Genomic DNA, 15,583 nt, shown 5'->3' on the forward strand with positions numbered 1-15,583 from the left:
AATTAGGGGGCTACTTATTCGTAGGGCTGATAATGAAGTTGCGTAATATTATGCGAACATTGATACAATTTATGCTTTTGGAGATTATTTTTTTGCTCATTAATTGCGTTGTTCGGCTTTTGTCTTAAGTTGTTGGTCGAATTATTTTCTTCATTTAACTAATAATTGGAACATTTAGTATTTATTTAACTTTAGGGTAGCACTCTATAATTTTCAAATTAAACTAACTTAAAATTACTAGTATGATTAAAAAAATTCATTACTATTTTATGGTTCTGGCCATCTTCTGTGTTCAGGGATTAATGGCTCAGAATATTACGGTTACCGGGACGGTGACCGATGACCAGGGAGTTCCATTGCCTGGTGTAAACGTTGTGGAGAAGGGTACGTCCAATGGTACATCTTCCGATTTTGATGGTAACTATACTATAGTGGTTAGCAATGGGAATGGTGTTTTGGTTTTTTCTTCCCTTGGATTTTCCTCTAAGGAAATTTCGATTAATGGGCAGTCCACCGTTAACGTTTCTTTACTTGAAGATGCGGAACAACTTGGGGAAGTTGTGGTTACAGCTTTAGGTATTTCCAGGGAGAAAAAGTCCTTAGGTTATGCCATGACGGAACTCCAGTCTGATGAGATCAATACAGTAAAGAACTATAACGTAGCCAATTCCCTTGTGGGTAAGGTTGCCGGTTTAACGGTTAGTCAGTCCGGAGGCGTAGGTTCTGGATCTAGAATAGTTATTCGTGGAAATAACTCAATTACCGGTAGAAACCAGGCGCTTATTGTAGTGGATGGTATCCCAATCAATGATTCGGGTAACGAGTCTGGTGGTAGTGTATTCAATAGTTCTGTTTCCGGAGGAGGAATTACCGATATCAATCCAGAGGATATCGAATCGGTTTCTGTACTTAAAGGTCCAAACGCAGCGGCTCTTTATGGTTCTAGAGCGGCTTCCGGAGCAATTGTAATTACTACTAAGAGTGGTACACGTTCAAAAGGTATCGGAGTAACCCTTAATTCCAATATTACTGTGGAAAATCCTATGTTTTTGCCAGACTATCAAAATGAATATGGTCAAGGCACTAGTGGGACTGTATATCCGGATATGGGAAGTTTGGGAGGTTCTTCATGGGGATCAAGATTGGATGGTTCACCTGAAATTTATTTCGATGGTACAGAAAAACCTTATTTGGCCCAAGAAAATAATGTATCCGATTTTTTTGAAACAGGTGTTCAGAATATTAACTCCTTTGCACTTACTGGTGGCGGAGAGAAGTTCAACGCTAGGTTCTCTTATACCAATAACCATACAAATACTATTTTGCCCAATTCGGGACTTGAAAGCCATAACTTTAATTTAAGGGCAATGACAGATCTGACCGATAAATTGAGCTTTGATACCAAGGTGACCTATTTTACACAAAACCTTAATAATAGGATATCACTCGGTTCTGAAGGGGTTTTGGGTTATGTTTTTTATATGCCGCGTAACGTAAGAACTGCCGATCTTAAAAATTATCAAGTTGAAAATCCAAGCCTTTATGACCCGGATAACAATATTAGCGATTACGATGTTATTAGCTACACGGGTCAGGGAAATAGTACTGGAAACCCTTATTGGATTTTAAATGAGGATAGTAACAAGGAGTCAAGAAACCGCTTTTTAGGCTTGGCCAAGGTAAATTATAAGTTTAATGATTGGCTTTCCCTTTTCGTGCGTATGAGTGGTGATGTTACCAATATAAACAATGCACAGATAACAGCTGAAGGAAATCATTTTTCTCGATTTGGAGGTCTTTCTTTTTCGGAAACTAAGATTTCAGAATTGAATTCGGACTTTTTATTTACTTCCAATCTTGATATTACAGAAAAGTTGAATCTTTCGGCCAACCTTGGGGGTAACTTGTTTAAAACTTCTGCCCAGAGCATTGGTGTATCGGGGTCCCGTTTCAAGATACCTAACCGACATATTTTGGCTAATACCCAAGAGCAGACTACTAGCCACTCACCAAGTGCCATTAAAAAAGTAAATTCCTTATATGCAGCATTCAATTTTGCCTATGACGATTTTCTTTATCTTGATGTTACTGGAAGAAATGATTGGTCGTCTACCTTGCCAGAAGAAAATAGATCTTTCTTCTACCCTTCGGTTAACCTGTCGTTCTTGACGAACCGTTTTATCGATCCTGAAAGAAAGGTTTTGGACCTACTAAAGATCAGGGGAAGTTGGGCACAAGTGGGTAATGATACTGGAGCTTATCAACTTTCACAAACCTATCCTGTAAGTACGATCGGTTATTTGGGTTTAACTGTATTGGGTTTCCCAGATGTGAAATACAATCCAAATCTTAAACCGGAAAATGTGACTTCTTCTGAAATAGGTTTTGAGGCGCGGCTATTCCAAAATAGATTGTTTGCTGATTTCTCTTATTACAACATTGTTACCAAAGACATGATATTCAGGACTCCTGTTAATCCGGCTACCGGTTACAGTTTTTTCCTGGATAATTTTGGAGAGGTACAGAATAAGGGTATTGAATTACAATTTGGAGGTACACCTGTAAGAACGGATAATTTCTCATGGGATGTTAATTTAAATTACTCCAAGAATGAGAATACCGTAAACGAAATGATTCAGGAATTGGAAACAGTGACATTGAATACAACCAATAGCGGTAACGTGTCCATTAGAGCTCAGATTGATGGTGGTATAGGCGATATTTATGGAACGGTATGGGATACAGACGACAGTGGAAATTTATTGGTAAATGCCGAAGGATTGCCTATTGCCTCTTCGGAAACCGTATTGATAGGAAATTCACAACCGGATTGGCAAGGGGGAATTACCAATACGTTTACATACAAAAACTTGTCCATGCGCTTTTTAGTGGACGGAAGATTTGGAGGTAAGGTATATTCCGCCACTTCTGCATCCTTGGATGGTACTGGTGTTTCTGAAAGAAGTTTGGCCTTTAGGGAAGATGGTATTGTAGTTGATGCCATTAATACCGACACTGGTGCCCAGAATACAGTAAATGTATCTGGACAGCGTTATTGGGGAGCTATGTCAGGAATAGCTGAAAATTATATTTACGACCAAACCAATGTGCGTTTAAGGGAATTTTCTTTAACTTATAGTTTACCAAACAAGGTGTCAAAATCCTTAGGAGTAAATTCTGCTTCACTTGGATTAATAGGTAGAAATTTATTTTTCTTCCATAAAGATGCACCGGATATCGATCCAGAAGCTGTACTTGGAACTGGACTTAGTGGTCAAGGTATTTCACTCAACAACGTACCGACTATTAGAAGTATTGGTTTGAATTTTATTCTTAATTTCTAAAAAAAAACTATGAAAAGTATATTAAAAAAGATAGCCTTTATTTTTTTGGTGATTCTTGGATTTAACAGTTGTTCGGATTTTGACGAAATCAATGAAAATCCAAATGCCTTTACTTCGGATGAAGTGAGTGCCAAATTTTTTATGACGGAATTACAGATTCAGTTATATGCTCCAAACCGTTATCCTTATTGGAGGGCACAACTTATCCACGCGGATCGTTATGCCGGTCATTTTACCTTTGGGTTTAGCGGTAGTTGGTGGACAGATGCCTTGGGATATGATTACAATTCCGGTTATACGGATGCTGCATACGACTGGATGTCTGGGTATCTAGGTAAATTAAGTGGATTTATCAATTTTGTGAAAGAGGGTGGCGATCTTCAAAATGAGAAGTTCTATGCCATTGGGCTTATAATGAAGGGTCTATACTATCAAATGTATGTGGATACTTTTGGTATGGCTCCTTACACCGAAGCTTTCGATCCAGATAATATAACACCAAAATATGACGAACTATCCACCATTTATCAAGGGACGATTGCTGATTTGGATGAGGCCATGGCAATTATTGGAGATGCTGAAGTATCTGGAGAAGGGGTTGAATTGTTGACCAATAATGATCTTTTCTTTGGAGGTGATATGCAGAAATGGAAGAAATTGGCCAATACTTTAAAATTGAGAATGGCCTTAAGGGCTCAAGGGGCAGATGGGGCAACATTTGCGGAAGGCGCCATTGCTGAGGCTTTGGCAGCACCACTTTTGACCGCTTCCGATGAAAATGCATTGATGGAAAAGGATCCGGATATTAGCCAATGGGCCAACGCTGCCTATGGTGACGTATGGTGGAATTTTGGCACTGGTTCAAATTGGAATGTAGGTAAAACACTGATCGACTACCTAAGAAACAATAACGATCCTCGATTGACTTACTATGCAAAGCCGATAGATGGCGGGGATGTAGTCTTAACCCAGGATGCCGAAGGGGATTCTAGGGATCTATTTTCCAAGCATTCTGCTTTTATCTTGCAACAACTGGATGACGCTGGAGTGTCTTACACTTCTACTTCTGGGACTAAAACTGATGATGGGGTTACTATTGATACGGTAGGTATTTCCATAGCAGCAGGAGATTATTACGTAGGTCAGCCTACTCGCTTGAACGGATTTATCTATGGCCAGGTAAAGGAACAGCTATTTTCCAGACCGGCAGATATTGTAATTAATCCTAAAAACCAGGGTAAAGAGATTTTTCCTGAAGTGGTAATGACCGCCGCGGAAGGTAATTTTCTACAGGCAGAGGCAATTGTAAAAGGCTTGGCCTCAGGAGATGCCCAATCACTTTATCAGGAAGGTATTCGCCAGGCAATGGCCATGTGGGACGTGCCAGAAGGAGATATATCTACATTTCTAGGAACTGAGGATATGGCGCAATTGAACGGATCGGTAGACGAGAATCTTGAGAAGATTGCGATACAGCGATGGATTGTTTCATATACCGACGGTTTTGAAGCCTGGGCCATAGTTCGTGATACCGGATATCCGACTGAGTTGTATGAAGGAGTTAGTGATTTTGATATTTACGCAGCGGGAACTACCTTAAATGGTGCTTATCCCCAACGCATGCGCTATGGGAATGGTGCTTATAACACCAATGGTGACAATACAAATGCTGCACTACAACAACAAGGGCCAGATGTTCAGGGTACCAAACTCTGGTGGGCCAAATAGTAAAGTCATTTTTAGTTTGTTTAAATTTAAAGAAGAGGAGGGTTTGCCCTCCTCTTTTTTTTTGTGAAGTATTAAAGCTTGTATATTGTTAAGGTTTTTGCAGTTTCTTATTTCTTACTGCTGATATTATCCTTATCCGTATCACTTTATAGATATGTTTTCATTGGATAAAATCAAATCCGGTATCCAAAATCAAAAAATCCCATTACTATTATAATATTATTTTAACCTATAATAGTATTTTTTATACATTACTATCAAAATAGTATTTCGATTTACTACTAAAACGTTTTCGGAAAAGCGTCATTAGGCTTTCGGCAATTGTCATTAGTCGAATTAATTTCTTCACCTAGGCGGGAAAATCAAAATTTAGTAATTATTTAACATTGGGGGTAACTCCCTTAACATCTAATTAACTAACTAAAAATTATTAGTATGATTAAAAAATTTCATTACTATTTATTGCTGGCTTCATTTCTCGTTGTACAGGGAATGACGGCGCAGAACAAAACGGTTACCGGTACTGTATCCGATGATTTGGGCACCCCGCTACCAGGTGTCAACGTTGTGGTAAAAGGTACTTCAACAGGTACCTCTACAGATTTTGATGGCAATTTTTCCATTAATGTAGAAAACAATGCCACTTTGGTTTTTTCTTCTTTGGGTTTTACCAAAAAAGAAATAGCAGTGGGAGCACAGACTACTATTAAAGTTGTTCTTGAAGAAGATTCTGAACAATTAGGGGAAGTTGTTGTAACAGGATTGGGTATTACCAGGGAAAAGAAGGCCCTTGGTTATGCTACTGCAACTATTAGTGCAGAGGCTTTGACCGAAACTGCAACGCCCAACTTTGCAACTGCATTGTATGGAAAGGCTCCTGGGGTAAGTATAAATACCACTCCTGGTGGATCTACCAGTGCCTCCAACATTACTATCAGGGGGGTAGCCTCAATTACAGGTAGAAGTCAGCCATTAATTATTTTAGATGGTGTACCTATTAGGGATGGAGAAGTTTCCAACAACAACTATTGGGGAGACCAACGTTTAAGGGGTAATGGTCTTTTGGATATTAACCCTGAGGATATAGATAATATTTCCATTCTTAAGGGAGCATCTGCTGCAGCCCTCTATGGTTCTGAAGCGGTAAACGGGGTGGTTTTGATCACTACCAAAAGTGGTAAGAATAGAAAGAATGGTATGACCGTAGATCTAAGCTCTTCCTATAGTTTTGACAAAGTGGCTTATCTTCCAAGATACCAAACAGTGAGGGGGCCAGGTGCACCTTTGAACGTTTCTGACGGTGGACAGGATGCCGACGGTTTTATATATCATGATACGGATGGTGATGGTATAGCAGAAACTAGAGGAGTGTTAGGGTATAGTATCAACTTTGGACCAAAATTTGATGGGCAGCCAACTATTGGTTGGGATGGAATTGTAAGGCCTTATGAGGCTCAGGATGACCGCTATGGTGGCTTGTTCAACACTGCACACAATACAAGTGTTAATATGTCCATTACCAATGTTACGGACAACTCCAATTTAAGATTTTCGTATACCCGTCAGGATAACCAAGGTATCAGTATTGGATCTGAAGAGGAAAAGAATGTATTTAATTTAAATGCCACTTTTAAATGGGCAGACAATATGTCTACCGATGTAATTGTGAATTATGTGAATCAGTCCGTATTCAACAGACCTTATTCGGTAGACCGTTTAATGAACAACTTTACCGGTATGATGTCCCCATGGGATAGTGCCGATTGGTATTTGGATAGATATAAAACCAGTAGAGGGTATCGTTATGTTACAGGAACTGGTCAGAGTTTAACTCCAGAAGAAAATATTATTTATCCAGGATTTAAAGGAGATATTGCAGACTTCGTATGGAGGGTGAAAGAGAATCGTTTGGAAGAGCAAAGCAATAGGATCATAGGAACTATTACCAATAATTGGGATATAGCCACCGGTCTTAACTTAAGAGGTAGGATTTCAACAGATTTTACTAATAGAAGGTCCGAACAAAGTAATACTACCGAAAGACCATTGGCTTTCGGCAACTCTGGTGCGTTTAGCATGAGCAATAACAATTACAACTCTTTGTATGGTGAATTACTATTGAGGTATGAAACGCCAATTACAACGGATTTGACACTTGCCATGATGGCGGGTTATAATGCTACCAAGCAATCAGAATCCAATCTAAGCAGAGGAACCAATGGAGGTTTGAGTGTTGAAAACTGGTTTGATGTGTCTGCATCGGTAAACACTCCTAATTCTGGAAGTGGCCGTAACTCTATTGTAAAGGATGCATTTTTGGGTACTGTCAATCTTGATTACAAGGGGTACTTTTTCGTAGAGGGAACCATTCGTAAGGATAAGACCTCCACTATGAACCCAAACAACAATAGTTTTGTATATCCTTCCGTAAACTCTAGTTTAGTGCTTTCCGAGGCATTTGACCTACCACTTTTTATGAATTATTTCAAAATTCGTGGATCTTGGGGTATTGTGGGTAATTATCCTGATCCATATCAGGCCAACATCGCTTATAACCAGAATACTTTGGGATCTCAAGGCGGTAACCCGGTGCTTTACACAACCATCCCTTCCAGTTTTGGTAATGACGGAATTAGACCGGAAGAGAAACACGAGTACGAATTTGGTATGGAAATCAAATTTTTTCAGGGAAGGTTAGGTCTTGATGCCTCCTATTACAACGCCCAAGTTGTGGATCAGATCTTGCCATTGACACTTCCAAATAGCTCTGGAGCCGGTAATGTACTTACCAATATTGGAACCCTTAGAAACCAAGGTTTTGAATTTGGGGTGACAGGTACTCCAATAGATACAGGTTCCTTTAGATGGGATGCTATCGTAAACTTTGCCAAGAACAATAACAAGGTTGAGAAGTTGGCTCCTGGACTTGATGAATTGTTGCATGCAGATTATGATGGAAATGCGGCCCAATTGAAGTCGTTGGTAGGACAACCTATGGGGGATCTTTATGCCCACCCAGTAGCAACAGATGCACAGGGAAGAAGAATTGTGGATCCCAATGGAATGTACAAAGTAGATGCCGATAATATGGAAAAATTTGGTAACGCCATGCCAAAATGGACTGGTGGTGTTATGAACTCCTTTAGCTATAAGAACATTACCTTGGATGCCCTTGTGGATTTCCGTATAGGAGGCCATGTAATGCCAACAGCACTTAACTGGATGACCAGCCGTGGTCTAACAGAAGAGAGCACAAAGTTTATGGATACTGAAAGTGGTGGACTTAGCTATTACGAGGATGCCAGTGGAACCAGAATTCAGACAACTCCTGGTGCTACTGCAGGTCCTGGAGGAGAAGTGGTTTACCATGATGGTATTTTGTTGGATGGGGTTACCAATGATGGTCAACCTAACGATCAGATAGCTTCTGCAGCAGATTATTACTGGACCGTTTACAACTGGGGTGGACCTCAATATAGTCCAAACACCCGTTATGAACTATACATTAAAGAGAATACGTACTTTAAGATGAGAGAGCTTTCCATAGGCTACAAAATGCCAAGAAAAGTAATTGATAAGATAGGACTTAGTAAATTGCAATTCTCTGTTTTCGGTAGAAACTTGTTTTATCTATATAGAACAATTAAAGATATGGATGGGGAACAGACTACAGCTGGTTCTAGATGGTTCCAAAATGTTAATAATGTTGGTACCAACCCTTCAACCCGTTCTTTCGGTCTAATGGTAAGAGCTAGTTTATAATAATATAAATAAGAATTATATAAAAAGATATTTCATGAAAAAATTATCGATAATACTCGGTATAGTTATGGCCACGGCCATAAGCGGTTGTACTGAGGCAGATTTTAGCGAGAATTACGCAAACCCTTCAAAGGTATCTACAGCAACAGTAGAGAAGCAATTTGCTGGAATGTTGGTAGCCAATAAGGATTACGTACTTCCTGCCTATTGGAACTATTTTGTAGTATTAAGGACTACATTGACCAGATATACACAAGCTGTTGGTTGGATTAATACAGCTAATCAATATGTGCCTGGTGAGGCCGGTATTGGAGGACGTTGGGGAAATTACTATGATTTCTTGGCGCAATACAGGGAATTGGAGAAGATTTACAATAACCTTTCTCCAGAGGAGCAGGCAGATTTAAGGGTATATATGCTTACGGCCACTATTTACCTTTACGATCATACCCAAAGAGTAGTTGACCTACATGGTGATATACCATTTTCCGAAGCGGGTCGTTTGAGCCAAAATGGAGGTGATTATTTAAATTCACTACCTTCATATGATACTGCCGAAAGTATTTATACTACAATGTTGGATGGCCTAAAAGCCTTTTCAGACGAATTGAACAGCATCAATGTTAGCGCAGGAATCATGGTAGGGTTTCAGACCCAGGATTTTGTTAACGGAGGAGATTTAAGTGCTTGGAAAAAGTACTGTAATTCATTAAGGCTAAGAATGTTGACCAGAGTTTCAGGATCTTCTGAATTTCAGTCTAGGGCATCTTCGGAAATAGCTGCTATCTTGGCTAATCCGGGACAATATCCACTTGTGGAGGAAAATATCGAAAATATTCAGATCGATGTTGTTAGTTTGGATACGCCGATAAATTCCAAAGGTTTCAGAAGTGGATTGGAAGACTGGGACGGTAACTTGGCAGGGAAGGCCATGATCGATCATATGTTGGACAATACCGATCCTAGAATAAGAGCTATGTACGAGCCAGGAGAAAACGCTGGTGGTACCTATTCAGGCTTGGATCCATTGCTTGACGAAAATGATCAAACTACTTTGGTAGCTACTGGTACTTTGTCAAGATACAATCGTTCTACTTTAAGTAGAAATGAGTATTTCCCTGGGCTTTTGTTTACAGCTGCCGAAGTAAGTCTACTTAAAGCTGAATATTATTTGAATGCCAGCAATGATGCCATGGCACAAGCCAGTTATGAGGATGCTATTGAAAAATCAACCGAATTCTACTATGATCTTCGTGATTTGAGTGCCGATGGAACTGCAATAGATCTTGTTCCTACCAATGACACTGAAATTCAGGCTTATATTGACAGTGCCGATGTAAATTGGGACAATGCCACTACAGATGATGAGAAATTGTCTTTGATCGCAACCCAAAAATGGATACACTTTAGTGTGCTACAATTGCCAGATAGCTGGGCGGAACAAAGAAGGTTGAATTTACCTGAATTCGATTTCCAGGTAGATAATGCCAACGAACAAACATTGCCACCTAGCCGTTGGATTTACCCAAATAGTGAGCGTGTTTATAACACCGACAATTATAATACTGTTAGCGGTGAGGATAATTTGACCACTAAATTATTCTGGGACGTTAATTAAGGAATTGAGTTAGTTTTAATTTTGTTCCCTCAAAGCCCGATACAACATATGTATCGGGCTTATTCTTTTGGTATTAAGCCAAACCAATATGTAGTCCTTGGTGATGTATTAAAGCCTGGTTGAAAAGCGTAATGAGGTAGTGGCTGGTGATAAAATAATGGTTTAAAGCCTTGTTCGGCCAGCTATGATAATCGTTGAGTTGATAGTGTTGGAAGTTTTTTCCATGTATAGGTTTATGTATAAAAGAGTTTCTTTGAATAGTGCATTTTCAATTATTTCCCCATCATATTCTCAAAAAGAAAGACTCCGTTTTTATTGGCAATGACTACATCCGGTTTATGGTCCTTATTCATATCCTCAACCATAATATTCAGGCCGGCACCCGAATCATTGTCAATAATATGTTCTTGGAAATATGGAGCATTGTCGGGAGTAAACTCTAGGTAAAGTAGTATGGGAGCATCGCTGTCCCCGGCATCATTTCCGTTATGTGCCAAATATCTTTTTCCTGTAATTAATTCATTACTGCCATCTCCGTTTAAATCGGCCATAATAGTTGCATGGGTCTGTGCCGTTGTAGTGCTTATTAAATGGGTATTAAAGTTTTCCCCTTCTTGCCGTTCATGCCACCAAATGCCAAGGGCATGGGCCGAGGCAGTGACCACATCATTGTTGCTATCCCCATTGATGTCCAACACCTGCATATGGGAGCAGGGTTCGCTTATCTTGGTGGGTTGGAATTCCCAATTGCCACTAGTTTTATCGGTCTTGCCTTTAAACCATCCTTCCGCAATTAGGACATCATCAATTCCATCATTATTAACATCGCCTAGGCCAATACCGTGGGAAAAACGTTCAGTGCCAGGTACGTTTTCAGCACTGATAGGAAAACGCTTCCATTGCGTTTCTCCAGGATTCAGTGGTGCTTGAAGCCATACTATTTGTTTTTTTTCCACGTCCCCACAAAGAATATCCAACCTGCCATCTCCATCAATATCCACAAAACCTGGGGATTCGTTGGAGATGCCCATGCCCTCGGCAATAATATGTTTTTTCCATACTCCGGAATTGTTTTTCGGATTTTCGAACCAAAACCCTGGTTTTCCCGGGTAATCTATGATGATTACATCATCCCATCCATCAAGATTTACGTCCATACCCAAGTTCAGGAAAGATTCACAATACTCCTTCCATGGGTCAAAAGTACGTGAGGGTGCCATTTCATGACGTGTCCAATCAGGGGCTTCAAACCAGTAGTAACCTGCAACAATATCCATTTGGCCGTCCTTGTTCAAATCTGCCACAGCGACTCCTTCAGAAATAAAATCCCTTGTAAGAACGGTTTTTTTGAAATCTTTTGAGGTTTCGGTCTGGCCATAGGCCACCACAATACAGCCCATATATAAAATAAGTACACCTAAAAGCTGTCCAATAGTCTTAGTTGTTTTCCTTTTCATTTTATGGCCTGTTTGTAGTTCTAAAATTAGTTATTTTTAGTTGAAAATCCTTTACTATTGTTCACTTAATAAATTGTCAATGAGCATTATATGTGCCTGATTTCCTTTCTTGTCCCCATCTGTCAATTGTTCCTTGTAGTTTTTTAATAAATTTTTGGAATCCAAAGTATTCAATGCATCTATCCTTTGAAGCGTATAGGTTAAAATATTCGGAATCTGTGCTTTTTCCGCCAATTCAAGGGAACGCTCAGGGTCCAGGGGAATCAAGGGTTCGGTGGCGTACCATAACATTAAGGGCAGATTGTGATCGGCTACATCCTCACTTTTTTGAACTAAGGCCTCTAGAACTCTCCAACGAGTAGCGGGTTCCAAACGTAGCATGGCGGAACTTAGGTATAATCTGACTATGGCTGAGGCGTCGTTTTTGGCCAAGTCTACAAATCGGTCCAAAGTAGTCGGGGAAATCTTTTTATCCTCGGTCAACAACTGTATGGCCCAACTTCTAAGATATTCATTGTCGTTACTCAGTAAATGATTTAGTTCCTTTTCATTTATCCCTTGGGTAACATGTAGTGTCCATAGCGCCCTTAGTTTTCTGGTTACATCGGGATTGTTGGCCAGAATGTCCTTTAGGGCTTTATATACTTCAGGGCTACCGCCTCTTTCTTGCAGTATGGTCCTTGCCTGCCTTACAAAAAATTCGTTGGGATGTAATTGATAGTTGACCAGTTCCAGATCCGATGCTTTGTATAGATCTACCTGCACCCAGCGATCATTGTTATGGCTTATCTTAAAGATCCGTCCCAAGGTTTTGTCGTGTACATCTGGGTTGGAACTATGGCATTGGTTCTGATCGTACCAGTCTATGGCAAAGACAGATCCACTAGGATCGTACTTAAAGTTGAGCCATTGGGACCAAGAATCGTTCATCGCCAAAAAATCCTGATTATGGGAGCCAACATAACCGGAACCTGACCTTATGAGTTGGTCATTGTTAAGTTTAGATCCGTTGATGTTGTTCATAAAAATGGTATTTCGGTATTTTTTTGGCCAGGAATCTCCACCCAAATAAATCATGGCCCCGGCATGGGCATGACCGCCACCGGCTGCTGCCGACCTAAAATTGCCCGCATGGGGTCCACGGTCTCCCAACCAATGTACATGGTCGCCTATTGTTTTAATATCATCGTAAGTGTAGGGATTAAAATGTTCCCCGGCCTGCCGCTGGTATCGCGCGCCCTGGATTACATGATAGAGGTGTGGAATTACACAAACCGTTATAAAGGGATGTCCATAATCGTTAAAATCTATGCCCCAAGGATTACTGCTCCCTTCGGCAAATACTTCAAACTCATGTCGTGTTGGGTGATAGCGCCAGACCCCAGCATTGATCTTGGTTCTATTTTTGTCCGATGCTCCTGGTTTGCCAACATTGGAATGGGTAAAGACCCCTTGTACTCCATAGAGCCATCCATCAGGCCCCCAACGCAAATTATTTAAAACCTCATGGGTATCATCCAAGCCCCATCCGTCCAGTAATTTTTGAGGCGGACCGGCCGGCTTATCTTTTTCAGCATCAATGGGAATATACAGCAAATAGGGAGCGGCTCCCAGCCATACGCCACCCATACCTACTTCAATTCCGCTGACCAGATTTAAACCTTCGGTAAACACCTTTCTCTTATCCAATGTACCATCGCCATTGGTATCTTCAAAAATAAGTATTCGATCTCTCCCTTGGCCTTCAGGAGCCGGGGTGGGGTAGGTATGGGCTTCCACGACCCAAAGTCGCCCACGGGCATCCAAAGTAAAACTGATGGGGCGCACTACATCCGGCTCTGAGGCGGCCAAACTAATTTTAAAACCTTCGGGCATGGTCATGGCCTTGGCGGCTTCCTTACCGGAAAGTCCGGAATTTAGAATAGGGTCCAAAGGTGGTAGTACAATAATGTCGTCCTTATTCAATTCATTTGGAAAAAAGGGGCGAGAGGGATAGAACCTGAAGTCATCAAAATTTATATGTGCCCATTTATCATCTTTTATATAAGGAATTTGCGAAATACCTGTTTCGTTATCAATGATGCGGATAAAGATTTCCTTTTCCAAATAAGGTTCAAGTTCTACCACTACTGGTTGAAGGGTAGCCCTACCTTGGCCAGTAGAACTAAAGATAACCTTCTTGGTTTCTGCAAGGACTAATTCTACGCGGGTATCGGCCAAGGCACCTCCTGAAATCCTAAAGGAGGCATAGGGATGGGAGACCTTGAAGGGAATGGAATTTAATGTTCCAGTGAATTTGTAATTAGTGTTGCCCCCACTGCTTAGAAAATAATTGCCATCAAAAGAAATTTTAGCATCGGCTTCGTGTATGGGAGAAGGGTCTTGGTTATAGAGAGGTGTTTTAAAAGCATTGCCTGTGGCTGTCCAATCCAAAAGTGATCCCGCTTCAAAGCCCAGGTTGATTGGTTTATCATTTTTGGAGGGCAAGACTCCCGCGATTGTTGGTCCGGACAGATCTCCTTCCACTACTTCAAATTTACCCACCATTCCTGCTGCGCGATGTCCCGGTACTGTACAGAAATAAGTATCATTGTTCTTTGCCCAAAAGGAAATACTGGTGCTGGATCCTTTTTCCAGGAGAGTGCCACTCTTTATACCGAGTTTCTCCATGGCAATATCGTGGGTCATGGTTTCCCCGTTGGTTATTGTTATTCTAACACGATCTCCTTGGTTAGCCCTTAAGGTCGGGTTTCTGGTTCCGTCCTGGGCGAAATAGCCCAACATGGTAGCTTCCAAGGCATAGTCCCGGTCGATAATGGTGCTGTCCAGAACAATTTTGTCTGCAGTATCTTTTTCGTTTTTTGTTTTGCAACCTATCGTAAAGGCCATAAGGAACAATACAATGGAAGTATGGGTTAGTGATAATTGATTACTCATGGGGGTTATATTTAGAATGGTTGGTTATTTTGGCTGGGGTATGCTGTTTTATTTCAGTTCTTCAAGAATAATATCTTTAAAGGCAACCAGTGCTTTACCGTCACCGTGGATCTGAAGACCTATTAAGCCCGACTGTGGAATAGTGGTATCAGCTTCGGTATAATCAACCGTCATGTGACCATTGATGTAGAGGCGTATTCGTCGGTCTTCGGCCCTGATCTCATAATCGTTCCAGTCGCCCACCTTTATCCATTCGAGTACTTTTGTGGAATCTGGGGCCATCAACGTCTTGTTTCTACGGGATTCATCATAAAGGCTTGCCCAGTAGTTTTCTCCCCAATCGGCCTGATAGCCTGTCATTTCATAGGGTGGATCTATTAATCTTTTACTTCTAAATTGGATGCCCGAATTGATAAAACCTTCGTGCCCGGTTAATTTAATCTTTAGTTTCAGAATAAAATTGGCATAGGAACGCTCTGTGCATAGAAAATCATTGTGCGGGACCGTTTGGTCCAAAGAACCGCCCACAATAGTTCCATTTTTAATCCTCCATGTGGTTAGTGTATCTCCCTCCCAGCCAGCAAATGTCTTCCCGTCAAAAAGGGAAATTGCTTTCTTGTCGCTAGTATTTTTACATGCTATTATGAGAAGCAATAGGGCGAAAGAAGCTAAGAGTAAACGCTTCATAGAAATTAGATTTTAGTATGGCTCTTAAATTTCCCTTTAAATCACATATT

7 protein-coding genes are annotated in these 15,583 nt (G+C 40.7%); 4 read left to right on the forward strand and 3 right to left on the reverse strand.

The window, feature by feature from the left end; genetic code table 11:
• Positions 1-242: 242 nt before the first annotated feature.
• From U735_RS0106870 to U735_RS0106885, 4 genes are all read left to right on the forward strand, one after another.
• Complete coding sequence (locus U735_RS0106870) at positions 243-3,344, forward strand: SusC/RagA family TonB-linked outer membrane protein (RefSeq protein ID WP_031443119.1); 3,102 nt, start codon at positions 243-245, stop codon at positions 3,342-3,344.
• A gap of 9 nt (positions 3,345-3,353) precedes the next feature.
• Positions 3,354-5,072 carry a SusD/RagB family nutrient-binding outer membrane lipoprotein gene (locus tag U735_RS0106875; protein WP_031443120.1) on the forward strand — a complete coding sequence of 573 codons (1,719 nt, stop codon included), beginning with the start codon at positions 3,354-3,356 and terminating at the stop codon, positions 5,070-5,072.
• A gap of 435 nt (positions 5,073-5,507) precedes the next feature.
• Positions 5,508-8,834, forward strand: coding sequence for a SusC/RagA family TonB-linked outer membrane protein (locus U735_RS0106880; RefSeq protein WP_031443121.1), 3,327 nt, complete (start codon positions 5,508-5,510; stop codon positions 8,832-8,834).
• Positions 8,835-8,868: 34 nt separating this feature from the next.
• Entirely contained in the window at positions 8,869-10,452 is a 1,584-nt protein-coding gene (locus U735_RS0106885) for a SusD/RagB family nutrient-binding outer membrane lipoprotein (RefSeq protein WP_031443122.1), read from the forward strand.
• Positions 10,453-10,724: 272 nt separating this feature from the next.
• Here the strand turns inward: U735_RS0106885 and U735_RS0106890 are convergent, their stop codons facing one another.
• Genes U735_RS0106890 through U735_RS0106900 form a run of 3 tightly spaced genes read right to left on the reverse strand, consistent with a single transcriptional unit; the run spans position 10,725 to position 15,533 of the window.
• Positions 10,725-11,909, reverse strand: coding sequence for an FG-GAP repeat domain-containing protein (locus U735_RS0106890; protein ID WP_031443123.1), 1,185 nt, complete (start codon positions 11,907-11,909; stop codon positions 10,725-10,727).
• A 54-nt stretch (positions 11,910-11,963) separates the two neighbouring features.
• A complete protein-coding gene (locus U735_RS0106895; protein WP_034248078.1) occupies positions 11,964-14,846 on the reverse strand; it encodes a PVC-type heme-binding CxxCH protein in 2,883 nt (960 codons plus the stop codon).
• Between the two features lie 48 nt (positions 14,847-14,894).
• Positions 14,895-15,533 carry a 3-keto-disaccharide hydrolase gene (locus U735_RS0106900; RefSeq protein WP_031443125.1) on the reverse strand — a complete coding sequence of 213 codons (639 nt, stop codon included), beginning with the start codon at positions 15,531-15,533 and terminating at the stop codon, positions 14,895-14,897.
• Positions 15,534-15,583: the final 50 nt, after the last annotated feature.

The sequence above is a fragment of the Arenibacter algicola genome (assembly GCF_000733925.1).
Lineage (GTDB): Bacteria > Bacteroidota > Bacteroidia > Flavobacteriales > Flavobacteriaceae > Arenibacter > Arenibacter algicola.